This is a genomic window from Nonomuraea bangladeshensis, assembly GCF_039529455.1.
In the GTDB taxonomy this organism is placed as follows: domain Bacteria; phylum Actinomycetota; class Actinomycetes; order Streptosporangiales; family Streptosporangiaceae; genus Nonomuraea; species Nonomuraea bangladeshensis.
In genome coordinates this window covers 357,037-373,690 of the sequence record NZ_BAAAMV010000002.1, presented here as the reverse complement: position 1 = coordinate 373,690, position 16,654 = coordinate 357,037, and the positions used below count along the sequence as shown (strand labels likewise).

General features: G+C 71.7%; 16 protein-coding genes. 3 read left to right on the top strand and 13 right to left on the bottom strand.

Features of this window, described 5'->3' with window-relative positions; genetic code table 11:
• Position 1: 1 nt before the first annotated feature.
• From ABD292_RS05830 to ABD292_RS05820, 3 genes are read right to left on the bottom strand one after another with little or no spacing between them, the layout of a single operon-like run.
• Positions 2-1,261 carry an ABC transporter permease gene (locus ABD292_RS05830; RefSeq protein ID WP_344205815.1) on the bottom strand — a complete coding sequence of 420 codons (1,260 nt, stop codon included), beginning with the start codon at positions 1,259-1,261 and terminating at the stop codon, positions 2-4.
• On the bottom strand, positions 1,258-2,007 hold the full coding sequence (locus ABD292_RS05825) for an ABC transporter ATP-binding protein (RefSeq protein WP_344205814.1): 750 nt from the start codon (positions 2,005-2,007) through the stop codon (positions 1,258-1,260). Before ABD292_RS05825 ends, ABD292_RS05830 begins: the two co-directional genes overlap by 4 nt.
• Positions 2,004-3,107 carry an efflux RND transporter periplasmic adaptor subunit gene (locus tag ABD292_RS05820; RefSeq protein ID WP_344205813.1) on the bottom strand — a complete coding sequence of 368 codons (1,104 nt, stop codon included), beginning with the start codon at positions 3,105-3,107 and terminating at the stop codon, positions 2,004-2,006. Before ABD292_RS05820 ends, ABD292_RS05825 begins: the two co-directional genes overlap by 4 nt.
• 194 nt (positions 3,108-3,301) lie before the next feature.
• Here ABD292_RS05820 and ABD292_RS05815 point away from each other — a divergent pair, with 194 nt between their 5' ends.
• Entirely contained in the window at positions 3,302-4,900 is a 1,599-nt protein-coding gene (locus ABD292_RS05815) for an efflux RND transporter periplasmic adaptor subunit (protein WP_344205812.1), read from the top strand.
• Between the two features lie 141 nt (positions 4,901-5,041).
• On the opposite strand, the gene ABD292_RS05810 is transcribed toward ABD292_RS05815, so the two are convergent.
• The 3 genes from ABD292_RS05810 to ABD292_RS05800 form a co-directional block, all read right to left on the bottom strand.
• Positions 5,042-6,580, bottom strand: coding sequence for an alkaline phosphatase D family protein (locus ABD292_RS05810; RefSeq protein WP_344205810.1), 1,539 nt, complete (start codon positions 6,578-6,580; stop codon positions 5,042-5,044).
• 75 nt (positions 6,581-6,655) lie between these two features.
• Positions 6,656-7,249, bottom strand: coding sequence for an HAD family hydrolase (locus tag ABD292_RS05805; protein WP_344205808.1), 594 nt, complete (start codon positions 7,247-7,249; stop codon positions 6,656-6,658).
• A complete protein-coding gene (locus tag ABD292_RS05800; protein WP_344205806.1) occupies positions 7,246-8,058 on the bottom strand; it encodes a hypothetical protein in 813 nt (270 codons plus the stop codon). The genes ABD292_RS05805 and ABD292_RS05800 overlap by 4 nt, the downstream gene beginning before the upstream one ends.
• A 115-nt stretch (positions 8,059-8,173) precedes the next feature.
• Between ABD292_RS05800 and arfB the strand changes: the two genes are divergently transcribed.
• The gene (gene arfB, locus ABD292_RS05795; RefSeq protein WP_344205804.1) at positions 8,174-8,581 is read left to right on the top strand and encodes an alternative ribosome rescue aminoacyl-tRNA hydrolase ArfB; all 408 of its coding nucleotides are present in this window, start codon (positions 8,174-8,176) and stop codon (positions 8,579-8,581) included.
• A 24-nt stretch (positions 8,582-8,605) separates the two neighbouring features.
• Here the strand turns inward: arfB and ABD292_RS05790 are convergent, their stop codons facing one another.
• From ABD292_RS05790 to ABD292_RS05760, 7 genes are all read right to left on the bottom strand, one after another.
• Positions 8,606-9,184, bottom strand: a complete 579-nt coding sequence (locus ABD292_RS05790; RefSeq protein WP_344205803.1) for an NADPH-dependent FMN reductase — start codon at positions 9,182-9,184, stop codon at positions 8,606-8,608.
• A 117-nt stretch (positions 9,185-9,301) separates the two neighbouring features.
• On the bottom strand, positions 9,302-11,281 hold the full coding sequence (locus ABD292_RS05785) for an ABC1 kinase family protein (RefSeq protein WP_344205802.1): 1,980 nt from the start codon (positions 11,279-11,281) through the stop codon (positions 9,302-9,304).
• 175 nt (positions 11,282-11,456) lie between these two features.
• Complete coding sequence (locus ABD292_RS05780) at positions 11,457-12,383, bottom strand: acyl-ACP desaturase (RefSeq protein ID WP_344205800.1); 927 nt, start codon at positions 12,381-12,383, stop codon at positions 11,457-11,459.
• Between the two features lie 155 nt (positions 12,384-12,538).
• Entirely contained in the window at positions 12,539-12,937 is a 399-nt protein-coding gene (locus ABD292_RS05775) for a hypothetical protein (RefSeq protein WP_344205798.1), read from the bottom strand.
• Positions 12,938-13,126: 189 nt separating this feature from the next.
• A complete protein-coding gene (locus tag ABD292_RS05770) occupies positions 13,127-13,798 on the bottom strand; it encodes a hypothetical protein (RefSeq protein ID WP_344205797.1) in 672 nt (223 codons plus the stop codon).
• A gap of 130 nt (positions 13,799-13,928) precedes the next feature.
• Entirely contained in the window at positions 13,929-14,555 is a 627-nt protein-coding gene (locus ABD292_RS05765; RefSeq protein ID WP_344205796.1) for a hypothetical protein, read from the bottom strand.
• A gap of 43 nt (positions 14,556-14,598) precedes the next feature.
• Positions 14,599-15,378, bottom strand: a complete 780-nt coding sequence (locus tag ABD292_RS05760; protein WP_344205794.1) for an HAD-IIA family hydrolase — start codon at positions 15,376-15,378, stop codon at positions 14,599-14,601.
• 59 nt (positions 15,379-15,437) lie between these two features.
• Here ABD292_RS05760 and ABD292_RS05755 point away from each other — a divergent pair, with 59 nt between their 5' ends.
• Positions 15,438-16,631: a M20 metallopeptidase family protein gene (locus tag ABD292_RS05755; RefSeq protein ID WP_344205792.1), complete on the top strand. Its 1,194-nt coding sequence runs from the start codon at positions 15,438-15,440 to the stop codon at positions 16,629-16,631.
• Positions 16,632-16,654: the final 23 nt, after the last annotated feature.

Genomic DNA, 16,654 nt, shown 5'->3' with positions numbered 1-16,654 from the left:
CTTACTCGTGGCGCAGGGCCTGGATCGGCCGGAGCTTGGCCGCCCGGTTTGCCGGATAACTGCCGAAGAACAGGCCGATGCCCACCGACACGCCCAGGGCCAGCGCCACCGACGACGGCACGAGGACCGGCTCGATGCCGGCGATGCTGAACCTGGTGCCGATGAAGGCCACCAGCACGCCCGACAACCCGCCCACCAGGCTCAGCAGGGTGGCCTCCACCAGGAACTGGCCCAGGATCGCGCCGCGCGGCGCGCCGATCGCCTTGCGGATGCCGATCTCGCGGGTGCGCTCGGTGACCGTCACCAGCATGATGTTGGTGATGCCGATGCCGCCCACCAGCAGCGAGATCGCGGCGACCGCGCCGAGCAGCACGGTGAAGGTGCCGGTCGCCTCACTGACGGTCTCCTGCAACGTGGCCTGGTTGAGTATGCGGTAGTCGGGGTTGTTGCCGGTGATGCCATGTCGTTGGTTGAGAATAGCGGTGACCTCGGACTGCGCCGTCGTGGTGGTGCCGGCGCCGGTCGCCTGGACGACGATCTGGCCGAGCGAGCCGAACCCGCTCAGGCTCTGCTGCACGGCCGGCAGCGGCGCGATCGCGATGTCGTCGGCGTCCTGCATGCCGGTGGACCCGGCCTCCTTGAGCACCCCGACCACCGTGAACGGCACCCCGGACACACTGACCTGCTTGCCGATCGGGTCCACCGTCCCGAACAGCTCCTCGACGACGGTCCGGCCGAGCACCACGACCTTCCGCGCGGCCAGCACGTCGTCGTTGAAGAAGTACGTGCCCTCGGCGACGGGCTTGTTCATCGCCTCGAAGTAGCTGGGGTAGGTGCCGACGAACTGGGAGATCGCGTGGCTGGCCGGCCCGTACGCGGCCGTCGCCGAGGAGGCGTTCACGACCGGCGAGACGCTCTTGACCGACGGCGCGAGCGTCCGGTCGGTCAGCGCCTTGGCGTCGGCCAGGGTGAGCTGCCTGGCCTGGGTACGCGGCCCGGTGTTGCCGCCCCCGCCCGCCCCGCCGGCGCGGAAACCGCCGCCCCCGCCGCCGCCGCCCGAGAACGACGGGGAGATCGTCAGGGTGTTCGCGCCGAGGCGCTGGATGTTCTGCTGGATCGAACGGGAGGAGCCCTCGCCGACCGCGACCAGCAGGATGACCGCCGCCACGCCGATGAGGATGCCGAGCGTGGTCAGCGCGCTGCGCATCTTGTTGGCCAGCAGGCCGCGCAGCGCGAAGCGGAGGATCTCGAACTGGTTCATCCGGCGGCCGTCCTCGGGGGCGGGCCGTCCACCGGCGCCTGCCTGCGGTCCTCGACGACCTCGCCGTCCACCAGGCGGATCACCCGTTTGGCGTGCGCGGCGACGTCGTCCTCGTGCGTGATGCAGACGATCGTGCGGCCGGCCGCGCTGAGCCGGTCCAGGATCTGGAGCACGTCGTTCGTGGAGGCGGTGTCCAGGTTGCCGGTCGGCTCGTCGGCCAGCAGCAGGGCCGGCGCGGTGACCAGCGCCCGCGCCACGGCGACGCGCTGCTGCTGGCCGCCGGAGAGCTGGTTCGGCTCGTGGTGCACGCGGTCGCGCAGGCCGACCTCCTCCAGCGCGGCCAGCGCGCGGGCGCGCCGTTCGGCCTGGGGGACGCCGCCGTACACGAGGGGCAGCTCGACGTTGGCCAGCGCGCTCATGCGCGGGATCAGATTGAAGGACTGGAAGACGAACCCGACCCGCCGGTTGCGCAGGATCGCGAGCTGCCGTTCGTTCAGGCGGCCCACGTCGGCGCCGTCGATCAGGTACGTCCCCGAGGTCGGCACGTCCAGGCAGCCGAGGATGTTCATGAGCGTGGACTTGCCGGAGCCGGAGGCGCCCATGATGGCCACGTAGTCGCCCTGCTGGACGTCCAGGCTGACGCCGCGCAGGGCGCGGACCCTGGCGTCGCCCTCGCCGTACTCCTTGACCAGGTTCCGTACCCGGAGGACCGGCACGTCCTCCACGACGCGCAGCCCGGCGGTCATCGCCCGCCCCCGGGTATGCCGCCACCGCCGGGGAAGCCGCCGCCGAAGCGGCCGTTGCCGCCCTGCGTGGTGCCGGTCGAGGCGGCCGGGGGCACGATCTGCTCGCCCTCCGAGACGCCCGACCTGATCTCGGTCAGGGTCGTCCCTTGTACGCCGACCTCCACCGGGGTCCGGGTCTGGCGGCCCTGCCGGAGCACGGTGACGGTGGTCTGGCCGCCGCTGGTGGAGATCGCCGTGGACGGGACGGCGACGACGTTCTCCGCGCGGCCGGTGACGACCTCGACGGTGGCGGTCTGGCCCAGCCGCACCTCGTCGGGCACCTCGGTGAACGTCACCGTGACCGGGTACTGGACGACGTTGTTGCTGGTGGTGGCGACCGGCTCGATCTGGGTGACCTTGCCGGTGGCGCTCACGCCGGGCAGCGCGTCGAACGTGACCGTGGCGCTCTGGCCCTTCTTCAGCTTGCCGACGTCGGACTCGGTGAAGGTGCCGACGAGCTGCAGCTTGGTGGTGTCGGCCAGCTCGACGAAGCCGGAGCCGGACGTGGACGTGGACGTGGAGGTGGACCCGCTGGAACTCTGCGACTGACCCTGCCCTGCGCTGCTCTGGCCGCCCGAGCCGCCGGCGTTCGCGCCGACCGAGCCGTTGACGGCCGTGACGGTGCCGCCGAAGGGGGCCTTCAGCACCGTGGCGGCGGCCGTCCGCTGCGCCTCGCGGTAGGAGTTGCGGGCCTTGACGTAGGCGGCGTAGAGCTGCGCCGTGTCCGTGCCGTCGGCGAGGGCGCTGTCGTAGGCGGCCTTGGCCGCCGACAGGTTCTCCTGGGCGGCGGCGTCGTCCAGCCGGGCCAGGAGCTGGCCCTTGCTCACCTTGTCGCCGGCCTTGACGTAGATCTTCTCGACCGTGCCGGACGTGCCGAAGGACAGGGCGCGGAACCTGGCGCTCTCGACCGCGCCCGTGGCGGACACCGCGGCCACGACCGTTCCGCGGCTCGCCGTCACCGTCCGTACGGCGCTCTCGCTCGCCGCCTCCTCCGTACCGAGCTGGGAGTAGGCGAACGCGGCCCCGCCCAGCAGGAGCACCGCCAGCGCTCCGTTGGTCATCAGAGCTCCGCGGCTCTTGCGCGATCTGCGCCTGTTCGACACCTTCACGAGCGGTGACCCTTGCACACCAGGCTGCGTCGCAGCCGCGAGCAAGCTGAACGTTCGCTGACAGCGGGCCCGCCCCTGCGGGCGCACAGAGAACTTGCAGGCGGCTCGCAGGCTGCCGCGAACCTGCTTCGCCAGGATGATCCGTCATGAGACGGACTTTCGCGCTGGGCGGGCTCGCCCTGGTCGTGCTCGCCGCCGGGTCGGGCGTGGCCGTGCTCGCGACGCGCGACGACTCCCCCGCCGCCGTCCAGGTACGGCTCGCCGCGGCGCAGCGCGGGCAGGTCACGGCGGTGGTGAGCGCCGCGGGCAGCACCGTGGACGGCTCCCGCCGCGACCTGGCCTTCGGCTCCTCAGGCACCGTCACCAATGTGTACGTCAAGACGGGGGCGAAGGTGAAGAAGGGCCAGGTCCTGGCCCGGATCGACGGGCGGGAGGCGCGGGAGGCGTACGAGGCGGCCAAGGCCGACCTGGCGGCGGCCGAGGAGGCACTGGACAAGGCGTCCACCGCCACCACGTCCACGTCCACGTCCACGTCGGCGTCGGCGTCGGCGTCGGCGTCCAAGGGCACGTCCGCGACGCGCGGCGGCACGGACTGCACCCCTGCCGGCGGCAAGCCCAGCGCCACCACGTCCGGCCGTCCCGCCGGAACCCCCTCGGCCACCCCGACCAGCGCCCGGACCGGCGCCGCCGACGGCCCTGCCGGGGGCGCGCTGCTCGGTCCCGTCCACTCCCCCGGCCACGGCGGCACGACCTCGCCGACCCCCGAGCCGACCCGCACCCCGCGTCCCACGGCCACGCCGACCGCCACTCCTACCTCCACCCCGACCACCCCGACCACCAGGCCCACCGAGCCCGAACCTGGGCCCACGGTGACCGTCACCGTGACGGCCACGGTCACGGTTACCGAAACCGTCACCGCCCCGCCCCAGGACGACGGGACGCAGCAAACCCACCGCCCGGCCGCCTCCCCCACGTCCAAGCCGTCCGCCACGAAGAGGCAGACCACCGCCGGCAAACCCTCGGCCCGCCCGGACACCGGCTCCTGCGCCCCCTCCACCGCCCCGTCCACCAGCCCGAGGACCGCCGGCCAGGGCACCACCAAGGAGCAGGCCACCGCGAACGTGGACCGCGCCGAGGCCGCCCTTGAGGAGGCCGCCGAAGCCGTACGCGCCACCCGCATCCTCGCCCCGGCGGCGGGCACGGTCCTCTCGGTGGCGGGAGCGCCCGGCGACCAGGCCGGCACCGGCACCTTCATCAGCCTGGGCGACCTGGACGAGCTGCAGGTCCAGGCCATGGTGACCGAGTCCGACGTGAACCGGCTGCAGCTCGGCCAGCAGGCCGCGATCACTTTGGCGACCCGCCCGGGCGAGCGTCACACGGGCACGGTGACGGCGATCGCGCCGACCGCGACGAGGGACGGCCAGCTCGTCCGCTACTCGGTCACCCTCGCCTTCGACGAGCCGCCGACCGGCCTGATGCTGGGGCAGACGGCCTCGGTGACGGTCACCACGGACGCGGCCGCGGACGCGATCTACGTCCCGGCGGCGGCGGTCCGCAGCAGGCCGGACGGCGCCCAGGTGATCACCGTACGGTCCGGTGGCCGTGACCTGGCCAAGGTGGTGGAGACGGGCGTGCGCGGCGACCAGTACGTCGAGGTCACCTCGGGCCTGACCGAGCGCGACCAGGTGGTGATCTCGGACGGCACCACGGGTGAGTTCCCCGACGGCGCCTGGCCCGATGCCTGACGCGTCCGGCGTCCCATGATCCCCGGGCCGCGACCCGGGCCCGCCCCGCCCCCGGCGGCCTCGGGAGAGGGCGGACCTGCCCCCGGGTCGCGGCCCGGCCCCGTTGCCGGGCCGCCTGTTGAGCGGATCCTCAGTTTGCTCTCAGCGGGCGTTCAGGGAGTCGGCCGTCAGCGTGAGCCGGTGCGAGGTCTTGGCGGGCGCGCCGCGCCGTGAGACGCGGTCGAGCGTACGGAAGTCGACCGACAGCTCGTCCCTGGTGAGCCGGGCCATGAGGTAGCCGCGGCGCTGGTCGATGTAGGAGAAGTGGGGGTTCTCCCGCAGCGCGGCGGCGATCCACTCCCGGTCGCGGTAGCCGTCGCCGTCGCTGGCGATGGACGAGGTGATCAGCTCCTTCGCGACGACCGGCGAGTCCGGGTCGTCGAAGTCGGGCTTGAGCTCCGCCAGGTGGTGCATGTGGGCGTCGCCGGTCAGCACCACCGGGTTCGAGGTACGCGACAGCGCGCCGAGGAGGCGGGTGCGCTCGGCGGCGTACCCGTCCCAGGAGTCCAGGTTGACCTCGCGGCCCGGACCGGTCCTGAAGTCGCGCTGGGCCACCATGATCTGCTGGCCGAGCAGGTTCCAGCGGGCGGTGGAGCCGTGCAGGCCGTCCTCCAGCCAGCGCCACTGGTCGCGGCCGAGCAGGGTGCGCCGGCCGGACAGCCGCTCGTCGCAGCCCGCCCGTACGCCGTCCAGGCAGGCCTGGTCGTCGCGGAACTGCCGGGTGTCGAGCAGGTGGAACCGGGCCAGCGTGCCCCAGGAGACGCGCCGGTTCACCCGCAGCGAGGTGCCCCGCAGGCTGGCGCGGCGCAGCGGCATGTTCTCGTAGTAGGCGCGGAACGCGTGCGCCCGCCGCCCGGCGAAGCCGGTCGCGCCGGTGCTGGAGACCTCGCCGGCCCAGTTGTTCTCCACCTCGTGGTCGTCGAAGGCCACCAGCCACGGCGCGCCCGCGTGCGCCCGCTGCAGGTCGGGGTCGCTCTTGTACTGGGCATGGCGGAGGCGGTAGTCGGCCAGGGTCCGGCACTTGCCCGGCGTGTGGGTACGGACGCGACCGGCCAGGGCGGTGTAGCCACTGGGGCCGTACTCGTACATGTAGTCGCCGAGGAACACCACGAGGTCGGGCTCCTGCTCGGCGAGGCGGCGGTAGGCGGTGTAGTAGCCGTGCTCGTAGTGCGCGCAGGCGGCGACGGCGAACGTGAGCGGCGTCGCCGCGCCGGTCGGCGTGGTGCGGGTGCGGCCGGCCGGGGACAGCCGGCCCTCGGCGCGGAAGCGGTAGAAGTACTCGCGGCCCGGCTCCAGGCCGGACAGCTCGACGTGCACGCTGTGCGCGTCGCGGGCGCGGGCGGTGGCGGTGCCTGACCGGACGACCTTGGAGAAACGTTCGTCGGCCGCGACCTGCCAGCCCACCTCGACGTCGCGGGAGGGCATGCCGCCGCGGCCGTCGCCGCCGAGAGGGTCGGCGGCGAGCCGGGTCCACAGCACGAAGCCGTCGGCCGACGGGTCGCCGGAGGCCACGCCGAGCGTGAACGGGTCGGAGCGGAGGGTTCGGGAGGTTCTGGACGAGGTGGCCGAGGCGGGGGCGGCCCACGCCGGTGAGGTGACGAGGCCGGCCGCCGCTGCGGTCAGGAAGGCTCTGCGGTCCACGTACCAGATATGTCCGGCCGGGCTGACCCGCCCGTGGCCGGGGAGTCAAGGCCCGGTGAACAGCAACGGTCGTCCTCAGGCGGCCAGCACGGCCCCGAGGGCGGCGCGCAGGTCGGCGGAGCCGGTGTAGAGCAGGCCGGTCATGCCCGCGCGTTCGGCGCCCTCGACGTTCTCGGGGCGGTCGTCGATGAAGACGACGTCGGCCGGCTCGGTGCCGAGCGCGCGGGCGACCTCGTCGTAGATCTCCCGGTCCGGTTTCACCAGGCCCATCCTGCCGCTGTAGAAGCGGCGTGCGATGGCGGCGATCCACGGCAGCTCGTCCAGGCCGTCGCCGAGGCAGATCGGCGCGTTGGACAGCAGCGCCACGTCGCGGCCGTCGGCCAGCAGCTCGCCAAGCAGCGCGACGGTGCCCTGGTCGGGGTGGGCCCAGCCGGCGACGTCCATGGCGACCAGGCGGGCGACCTCGCTGTGGGTGACGGGCCGGCCGAGCACCGCCGCCCAGTAGGCGTGCGGGGTCAGATCGGCCCGGTCGAAGTCCAGCCGGTGCCGCCAGTAGCCGGTCACGAACGCCTCGGGGTCGGCGTTCATCGCGCGGGCCATCTCCAGGGTGTCGGCCTCGGGCTGGGGCAGCGACAGCACGCCGCCGTAGTCGAACACGATCCAGGTCATGCCAGGAATGGTCGCAGATGCGGGTCGAGCGCGGGGCAGCCCAGGTATTTCTCGGCCGTGTGGAAGTCGAGCCAGTCGAGGTTGACCAGCTCCTCGGCGTCCACGCCGGTGAAGCAGCCGCCCAGGCCGGGCGGGATGGCGGCGATGTCGTCCTTGTCGGCGATGTTCACCCAGCGGGCCACGCCGGGCGGCCGCTCGCCGCGGCCGTTGATGGGGGCGGGCAGCAGGCGTTCGAAGACGACGTTGCGCATGCCGAGCGGGCTGCCGAGGGTGATCAGCAGCTCGATCCGCAGGTCGGGGTTGGCCCATAAGGTCTCGTACGCGACGACGCTTCCGAGCGAGTGCGCGATGACCACTTTGGGACGGTTGCGGCGGACCGTCTCGGCCACGGCCTGCCGGCACCGCTCGCGTCTGGCCGCGTCGGTGAGGTAGGCCGCCACCTCGGGCGCGAAGAGCTCGGCGAAGGCCGTGGACCGGGCGTCGAGCGCGGTGAGCAGCCATCCGGTGAACGCCCTGAGCGCGCCCGTGACCTGCTCGCCCAGCCCCCGGTTGCGCGCCCACTCCAGCAGGACCTGCTGGGCGGGGGCGTCCATGGCGGCCAGGGAGCGCGCCCGCGCCTCGCCGTCCCGCAGCAGGTGGGAGAAGTAGGCGATCTCGCTGAAGTAGTGTCCGTCCCCCTTGCCGCCGAGGGCCGCGTGCAGGTAGCGGTCCCACTTCAACCGCATGGCCTCCGCCGCCCCGGCGGCCGAACCAGCCTCCTGGAAGTAGTCGTACTTGCCGATGCCGTGCACCCCGACGATGACCGCCACTCCTGCCTCCCTTATGCGCGTATCCAAGGAAATACCGTTGGAATCGGCATATGTCATCCAGATACGGTGACACTCGGTCAAGGACCCACGATCCATCCCGACAGGAGTTCCGCTCATGCCCGGCCCGCTGGTCGTCAACGACGCCGTCGTCATCCCCGACGCCGAGCTCGTCTGGCGCTTCTCGCGTTCGTCGGGGCCCGGCGGCCAGGGCGTCAACACCACCGACAGCCGGGTGGAGCTCACCTTCGACGTGGCGGCGAGCACAGCGCTGCCGCCCGCGCTCAAGCAGCGGGCGCTCGACCGGCTGGGGTCGGCCACGGTGACGATCGCCGCCTCCGAGTACCGTTCGCAGCTCAGGAACCGGGAGGCCGCCACGCAGCGGCTGGCCCAGCGGCTGCGCGAGGCCATCGCCCCGCCGCCGAAGCGGCGGCGCCCGACCAAGCCCAGCCGGGGCTCCGTCGAGCGCCGCATCGCCGCCAAGAAGCAGCGCTCGGACATCAAACGGCTGCGCCGCGGCCTCTGAGCCGGCGCTTCCCGGGGAGAGGGTTCAGAGGGAGAGCACGGGCTCGCGCAGTCCGAGGGCGGGCTCCATGACCTCGTCAAGGACCGGTTGCGCCGGCTGGGCCAGGCACAGCTGACCGATCACGTCACGTACCTGCGCGCGCAGGACCGGGTCGGCGAGGCGGCCGTCCTCGTCGAAGTGCCGGCGGCCGGGCAGGATCACCAGCTCGGCGCCCGTCACCACGGCCCCGGCGATCTGCAGCCTCTTGTACAGCTCCGCCTGGGCCCACATCGCCCCGCACGCCCGCGCGCTCGCGCTCATCACCGCGACCAGCCGGCCCGCCAGCACCCCGGACGCGGCCAGCCAGTCAAGGGTGTCGATCAGCTCGTCCGGTAGCAGGCTGTGCTCGGGCGCCGTCACGACCACCGCGTCCGCCGCCAGGATCAGCCGGATGAGCTCCCCCACGGGCGCGGGCATCGGCCCCGGCTCGTACGGCGGCATCTCCCCCAACCCGGACCACACCTCGAATCCGACGTCCTCGGGCAACTCACCGCCCGCCGCTCCCAGCAGCCTGTTGACGAACGAACCGGCGTGCAGGCCGGCGGCGATGCCGATGATTTTCACCCTCTGCTCCCAAGGGGGTCCGGTGTTACCGGAAACCTGCCCGATGCGTAGGTTGTCCAAGACCATGCCCGAGTCAAGAGTGGTTTCCGCGCCGCAGCTCTATCCCTGGTGCGGGAGTTAGTCCTCGGATTCCGGACGTCTTCTGAAGATCGGCGCGAGCACCCGCAACGTGAGGATCGCCGAGATCATCAGCAGGTTGTAGCCGATGAGGTGGTACAGCGTCGCCCCCGGCATGATCTGCGGCCCGCCGTCGTTGGCGAGCAGCATCACCCCCATGACGCCCGACGTGGCCCCGAGCACCGTCAGCAGCACCTGGTGCAGCAGCCCGGTCAGATAGCGGCGGTCGCGCTCGTCGGCCAGCAGCCGCACATTGAACGCCAGCCGGCCGTGCTCGGCGGCGCTGGCGATGCGCTCGACCCGGCGCGGCAGGCGGCGCAGCATCGGCAGCAGCGCGGCCAGCTCCTGCGTGAGCGTCTCCCGCACCGCGGCCGGCTCGGCCCGCTCGGCGATGTGGCGGCCCGCGAACGCGCGGGCCTCGCCGATGAGGTCGAAGCCCGGCGACAGGCGCACCAGCGTGCCCTCCAGCGTGGCCAGCGCGCGGAAGACCGCCGCCACCTCCGGCGGCACGGACAGCCCGTACGCCGTGACGATCCTGAACAGGTCGGTGAACATCTGGACGCTGTCCATGCCCGGCCCCAGATGGCGGGCCATGAACTGGCCGAGCGCGCGTTCCAGCGCGGCCTCGTCGATGTCCTCGGGGCGGGGCACCACCTCCAGCAGGGCGTCGGTGACGCCGAGCGGGTCCTGACGGTCCATGGCCAGCAGGAAGCGTTGCAGTGCGGAGCGGACCGCGGCGTCCAGGCGGCCCACCGAGCCGAAGTCGAGCAGGCCCAGGGCGCCGTCGTCGAGCAGCATGAGGTTGCCGGGGTGCGGGTCGGCGTGGAAGACGCCGTCCACGAGGATCTGGCGGAGCAGGCAGTCGAGGAGGTCGCGGGCCAGGCGCGGGCCGTCCTCGGGCGCGGCATCGGTGACCGGCCGCCCGGACAGCCGCCGCATGACCAGCACCTGCTCGGTGCAGAGCGCCGTCATCGGCGCCGGGTACCGGACGCGCGGGGCGCCCTCCGCGGTGGCGGGCGGCTGGGGGGCGGTGACGGCGGCCATGTTGGCGGCCTCCACGCGGAAGTCCAGCTCCTCGCGGATGGCCGCCGCGAACCCCTCCGCGAGGTCGCGCAGCCCCAGCGAACGGCCCCACCGGGTGCGGGACTCCAGCGTGGCCGCCAGCCGCCGGACGATGTCGAGGTCCTTGGCCACCACCCTTCCGATGCCCGGCCTGCGTACCTTGACCACGACGTCCTCGCCGCCGGGCAGCCGGGCGGCGTGGACCTGCCCGATGGAGGCGGCCGCCAGCGGCGTACGGTCGAAGGCGGCGAAGACCTCCTCCACCGGCGCGCCCAGCTCCGCCACCAGCACCGGCTCGATCTGCGCCCACGGCGCCGGGACCACCTGGTCCTGCAGCCGCCCCAGCTCCTCGACGAACTCGGCGGGCAGCAGGTCACGCCGGGTGGACAGCACCTGGCCGAGCTTGACGAACGTGACGCCGCCCTCGTCCAGCGCCTCCCGCAGCGACCTGGCCAGGCGCACCTTGCCCGTACGGTCCTCCAGCCGCTCGCCCCGGCCGCGCAGGTAGGGGCCGAGGCCGTGCTTGATCGCGATCCGGGTGATCTGCGAGTAGCGGCGGGCCCGCGAGACCCGTCCCCGCACCGAGCGCAGCAGCTCCACCGGCCCCGGCAGCGAGCCGGGCGGGACCAGCGCCTCGGCCAGCACCAGCAGCACCATGGGGATGAGCACCATGGCCATCGTGGCGAGCAGCAGGACACCCAGCGCGCCCGCGTCCGGCACCTGCCCGTCCGCGGGGATGTTCATCGCCGTCAGCAGCGGCCCGAGCAGCGGCTGCGCCAGCAGGAACGCGGCCAGCCCTGCCACGAGCGTGCGGACCGCGCCGAACCTGACGCCCAGCAGCCGCTGCGCCGCCAGGGCGAGCAGGATGATCGTCAGTAACGCGAACAGGGCGATGAGCAACTGGGCCAGGACGTCCATGGGGCAGGATCATGGCACGTCCGGCCCGCGCGTCCCGCCACGGGCCGACCGTTTCCCGACCCGTGGGCCGGAACGACCGTCAACCGAGGCCGGCGTCGACCGGGGCGGCCGTCAACCGAGGCCGTCAACCGAGGCCGTCAACCGAGGCCGTCAACCGAGGCCTGCGTCACGGCCGTCAGCCGAGGCGGGCGGCGGCGCGGGCGCGGCGCTCCTCCCGGCGCTCGACGAACCTGGCGGCCGTCGCCTCGGTCCTGTCCAGGAACGCGGCCAGCTCGTCGCGGGCCGCCTCCCCCTCGGGGCCGAGCCCGGTCTTGTCGAACACCGACCACTGCCGCAGCACCGGCATGAGCACGTCGTCGAGGTGCAGGCGCAGGTCGTAGATGCCCTCGTTGGCGATGATGAGGGCCTTGCGGGTGAAGCCCTCCATGCCCTGGCCGGGCATCTGGAACGTCGTGACGACGTCGGTCACCGCGCGCATGGTCTGGCCCGGGTCGAGCTCGAAGGCCGCCTTGAGCAGGTTGCGGTAGAAGAGCATGTGCAGGTTCTCGTCGGCGGCGATGCGGGCGAGCAGGCGCTCGCAGCCCTCGTCGCCGGAGGCCCTGCCGGTGTTGCGGTGGGCGATGCGGGTCGCGAGCTCCTGGAAGGAGACGTAGGCGAGCTGCTGGAGCATGGTGCCGTACTCGGTGGCGAAGCCCTGCTCCATGTGGTGCATGCGGGCCCGCTCCAGCGCGACGGGATCGACCGCGCGGGTCACCGTGAGGTAGTCGCGGATGGCGGTGCCGTGCCGGTCCTCCTCGGCCGTCCAGCGGTGCACCCAGGTGCCCCACGCGCCGTCGCGGCCGAACGTGGTGGCGATCTCGTGGTGGTAGCTGGGCAGGTTGTCCTCGGTCAGGAGGTTGACGATGAGGGAGACACGGGCGGCCTCGGGGATCTTCGAGTCGCTCTCCTGCCACGCCTCGCCCCCGTAGATGCCGTCGAAGTCACGGCCTTCGCTCCACGGGATGTACTCGTGCGGGAACCACTCCTTGGCCATCTTCTCGTGGCGGTCCAGCTCGACGGCCACGACGGGCTCGAGCTCGTGCAGCAGCTCCGTCTGAGTCATCGCCATATATGATCTTCTCCTTCAGGTTACGGTACCGTAGGTTAGGCTACCTGAAGGACCTACCGGTCAAAGAGTGTGGGCGTCTATGACTCGGTGCGACTTTTTGTGCACGATGTCCATTGTGGCCATGTCTGCCTTGCCCGGCCCGGTCCGGTTCAGTCGTCCTCCCGGGCCAGTAACCGGTCGAGCTTAATGCCGAGGTCGAGCATCTCCGAACGTACGGACTCGAACTCCTGGGCCATCTCGGCCCGCACCTCGGCGAACCCCTCGGCGATGTCGACGCGCAGCTGGATCTCGTCGCCGGAGCTCCTGGACACCCGGACGAACGGCGGGACCATCGCGCGGCGCACGCCCTCGACCTCGGTCTGCAGGGCCGCGAGGTCCTGGCCCATCTCCAGGCAGACCTCGCCGACACGGCCACGGAGGGCGGCTATCTCCTTCTGGAGGACCCGGGTCCGTTCGTTGATCTCGCGCAGCAGCTCCACGTGGCGGGCCGCCGACGGGCCGGCCAACCTGTCGCGGTCCGCCTCCAGGTCCTCAACACGGAGCTTCAAGCCGAGAATCTCCGTCTGCACATCCACCCACGCCCGCCTTCTCCCTCGCGTCGCCGTGTCCGTCCGATCGCGTTCTGTGACGATCGTAGCCAGCACGCCCCCTCCGCGAGACCGGCTTTGCCCACATCAGACGCGTCGTGTCGAACATGCTGGAGCCCCCGGCCCTCTTCGGCCGAGGGCTCCCCCGCCTTACGCGCTCAACTTCTCCAGGATCAGATCCACCTTGGAGTCCAGCTTCGTCACCTTGTCATCCAGGCCGGTCACCTTGTCATCCAGGCGGGTCACCTTCGAGTCCAGGTGGTCCACCTTGTCATCCAGGTGCGTCACCTTCGCATCCAGGTCGGTGACCCTCGCGTCCAGGCTGGTGACCCTCGCGTCCAGGCTCGTGACAGTGGCTCGGAGCTCGGACACCTCGCCCTTGATCTCAGTGACGTCCCCTTGCAGGCAGGTGATGTCGCCTTGCATCGTGGTGACATCCTTGCGGAGGTGCGTGATGTCGCCTTGCATCGTCGTGACATCGCCCTGGAGGCGGGTGATATCACCCTGCATCGTCGTGACATCGCCCCGAAGACGGGTGATGTCGCCCTGCATGGTTGTGACATCGCCCTGAAGACGGGTGATATCACCCTGCATCGTCGTGACATCGCCCCGAAGACGGGTGATGTCGCCCTGCATGTTTGTGACGTCCTTGCGGAGGTGCGTGATGTCCTTCTGCATCTTCTCCGTGCGGACGTCGACGCGCTCGAAGAGCTTGAGGTGTCGGTCGAGTTCCTTGGTGTGGTCCGTCACGATGCCCCCCGTTTTCAGGAACTTCTCGATGTCGCCCACCCGGCGCTTCAGGCCGTCGATCTCGAATTCCACGTACACGAGCCCCTCCAATGCCTACAGTGACTGGTGGGACCTGGCTACGTAGTTTAGCCAGGTCCCTTTCTGCGCCAGGCGATGATTGCACAGAGTGGGAGAGTCGCGACGTTGAGTAGTGAGTTCTGATCTACTTGCGGTCCTCGATCTCCCAGAGGTGGTCGAGGACGTGCCAGGTGACGCGGCGCAGTGCGTAGCGGGGTGGCCAGGCGGTGGTGAGGGGTGGCTGCCAGGCGGATGAGAGGGTGGCGGTGAGTTCCCGGCGGAGGGCGTCGCGGTCGGCGGCCGACTTGTACGGCTTGTGCCGCACGTCCACCTTGCGGGCGAAGGCGCGTTCGGCCTCCACCACGTGACTGACGATCCGGTCGCGGTCGCGCCCGCCGCCGCGCGGGCCCTTGCGCAGCTCCTCGGGGGCGTCCCCCGCGACCTCGTCGAACAGGTCCCAGGCGGCGCGCATCAGCGCGACCTGGCGCCTGGCGTCGGCGGCGGGCAGCGGCTCCAGGTCCAGGCCGGGGACGACGATCGCGGGGACGCCGAAGTCGGTGGAGGTGTCGCCGGGCACGCGGGCCACCACCTCCGGCTCCCCCGGCAGGAACGGGACGCCGGCCCGGTCGGCGACGACGCGGTAGCGGGCCTCGTAGTCCATCAGGCGGTCGAGGGCCGCCTCCTCGCTCTTGTCGGAACGGGCCCAGCCGGGCCAGTCGAGCGAGCAGGCGAACACCTTCTTGCGCCCGATCTCCAGGTGAACGCGGTTCATGGCGTCACAGCCTGCCAGGCGTACCTGTCGGGATCCGTCAGGTTCAGATGAGGTCGATGAGGTCGGCGACCGATTCGACGATGAGGGACGGCCGGTAGGGGTAGCGGTCGATCTGCTCGCGCTGCATGACGCCGGTGAGGACGAGGATCGTGTAGAGGCCCGCCTCCATGCCGGAGACGATGTCGGTGTCCATGCGGTCGCCGATCATCGCCGTGGTCTCGCTGTGCGCCTCGATGTCGTTGAGCGCGCTGCGCATCATGCGGGGGTTGGGCTTGCCGACGAAGTAGGGGGCGACGCCGGTGGCCTTGGTGATGAGGGCGGCGACGGCGCCGCAGGCCGGGAGGGAGCCCTCGGTTGACGGCCCGATGGGGTCGGGGTTGGTGGCGATGAAGCGGGCGCCGTTCTCGATGAGCCGGATGGCCCGGGTGATCTGGGTGAAGCTGTAGGTGCGGGTCTCGCCGAGCACGACGTAGTCGGGGTCGAGGTCGGTGAGGATGTAGCCGACCTCGTGCAGTGCGGTGGTGAGCCCGGCCTCGCCGATGACGTACGCCGACCCGCCCGGCCGCTGGTCGTCGAGGAACTGGGCGGTGGCGAGGGCGGAGGTCCAGATGGACTCGGCGGGCACGGTCAGCCCGGCCCCGGCCAGGCGTACGGACAGGTCGCGCTGCGTGTAGATCGAGTTGTTGGTGAGCACCCGGAACTTCTTGCCGGATTCGCTGAGCTTCTTGATGAATTCGGCGGCCCCGGGAACCGGCCGCCCCTCGTGGACGAGGACGCCGTCCATGTCGGACAGCCAGGAGTCGATCCGCTTACGCTGAGTCACCCGGCCATCGTACCGACGTATCTTGTCGACTTCCGTGCCGGTACGTGAACAATGTGCTCATGTCGTTCATGGAATCCGCACAGGACATGCGGGACGAACTCGTACAGCTCAGGCACTCCCTCCACACCACGCCGGAGCTCGGCCTCCACCTCCCCCGCACCCAGGAGAAGGTGCTGGCGGCGCTGGACGGGCTGCCGCTGGAGATCAGGACCGGCGAGGCGCTCAGCTCGGTGACGGCCGTGCTGCGCGGCGGCAGGCCGGGACCCGCGGTGCTGCTGCGGGGCGACATGGACGCGCTGCCGGTGACGGAGAAGAACGACCTGCCCTTCGTCTCCCAGCTGCCCGGCCAGATGCACGCCTGCGGCCACGACCTGCACACGGCGATGCTGGCGGGCGCGGCGCACCTGCTGAGCGCGCGGCGCGAGGAGCTGGCCGGCGACGTGATCTTCATGTTCCAGCCGGGCGAGGAGGGCCACGAGGGCGCCAAGTACATGATCGACGAGGGCGTGCTGGAGGCGGCGGGCGAGCGGCCCGTGGCCGCGTACGGGATGCACGTGGTGTCGTCGATGCTGCCGAACGCGCTGTTCGCCTCCCGGCCGGGGCCGATCATGGCGGCGGCGGACGTGTTCTGCGTGACGGTCAAGGGCCGGGGCGGGCACGGGTCGAGCCCGCACCGGGCGCTGGACCCGATCCAGGCGGGCTGCGCGATGGTGACCGCGCTGCAGACGATGGTGACCCGGACGTTCGACGTGTTCGACCCGGTGGTGGTGACGGTGGGCAGCTTCCACGGCGGCTCGGCCGACAACGTGATCCCCGACGAGGCCCGGTTCGAGGCGACGGTGCGCACGTTCAGCAAGGAGAACAGGGCGCTGGTCAAGCGGCGGCTGGTGGAGCTGGTCGAGGGCATCGCGGCGGCGCACGGCATGACGGCGGAGACGTCGTTCGGGATGGGCTACCCGGTGACGGTCAACGACCAGGACGAGGCCGGGTTCGTGGGCAGGACGGCCGACGAGCTGTTCGGCCCGGGGCGCTACTTCGTCGCCCCGCAGCCGGTGATGGGGTCGGAGGACTTCTCGTACGTGCTGGAGCGGGTGCCGGGGGCGTTCGTGTTCCTGGGCGCGTGCCCGCCCGACCTGGACCCGGCCACCGCCCCCTACAACCACTCCCCCGAGGCGCGCTTCGACGACGCGGTGCTCACGGACGGCGCCGCGCTCTACGCCTCACTCGCGGCGACGCGGCTCGCCGGGGCCTGAGCCGCCGCCCGAAACGCGAGTGA

Coding starts and splice junctions, on each gene's coding strand:
- ABD292_RS05830 (WP_344205815.1), bottom strand. CDS start 1,261: ATGAACCAGTTCGAGATCCTCCGCTTCGCGCTGCGCGGCCTGCTGGCC.
- ABD292_RS05825 (WP_344205814.1), bottom strand. CDS start 2,007: ATGACCGCCGGGCTGCGCGTCGTGGAGGACGTGCCGGTCCTCCGGGTA.
- ABD292_RS05820 (WP_344205813.1), bottom strand. CDS start 3,107: ATGACCAACGGAGCGCTGGCGGTGCTCCTGCTGGGCGGGGCCGCGTTC.
- ABD292_RS05815 (WP_344205812.1), top strand. CDS start 3,302: ATGAGACGGACTTTCGCGCTGGGCGGGCTCGCCCTGGTCGTGCTCGCC.
- ABD292_RS05805 (WP_344205808.1), bottom strand. CDS start 7,249: ATGACCTGGATCGTGTTCGACTACGGCGGCGTGCTGTCGCTGCCCCAG.
- arfB (WP_344205804.1), top strand. CDS start 8,174: ATGCCCGGCCCGCTGGTCGTCAACGACGCCGTCGTCATCCCCGACGCC.
- ABD292_RS05785 (WP_344205802.1), bottom strand. CDS start 11,281: ATGGACGTCCTGGCCCAGTTGCTCATCGCCCTGTTCGCGTTACTGACG.
- ABD292_RS05780 (WP_344205800.1), bottom strand. CDS start 12,383: ATGACTCAGACGGAGCTGCTGCACGAGCTCGAGCCCGTCGTGGCCGTC.
- ABD292_RS05765 (WP_344205796.1), bottom strand. CDS start 14,555: ATGAACCGCGTTCACCTGGAGATCGGGCGCAAGAAGGTGTTCGCCTGC.
- ABD292_RS05755 (WP_344205792.1), top strand. CDS start 15,438: ATGTCGTTCATGGAATCCGCACAGGACATGCGGGACGAACTCGTACAG.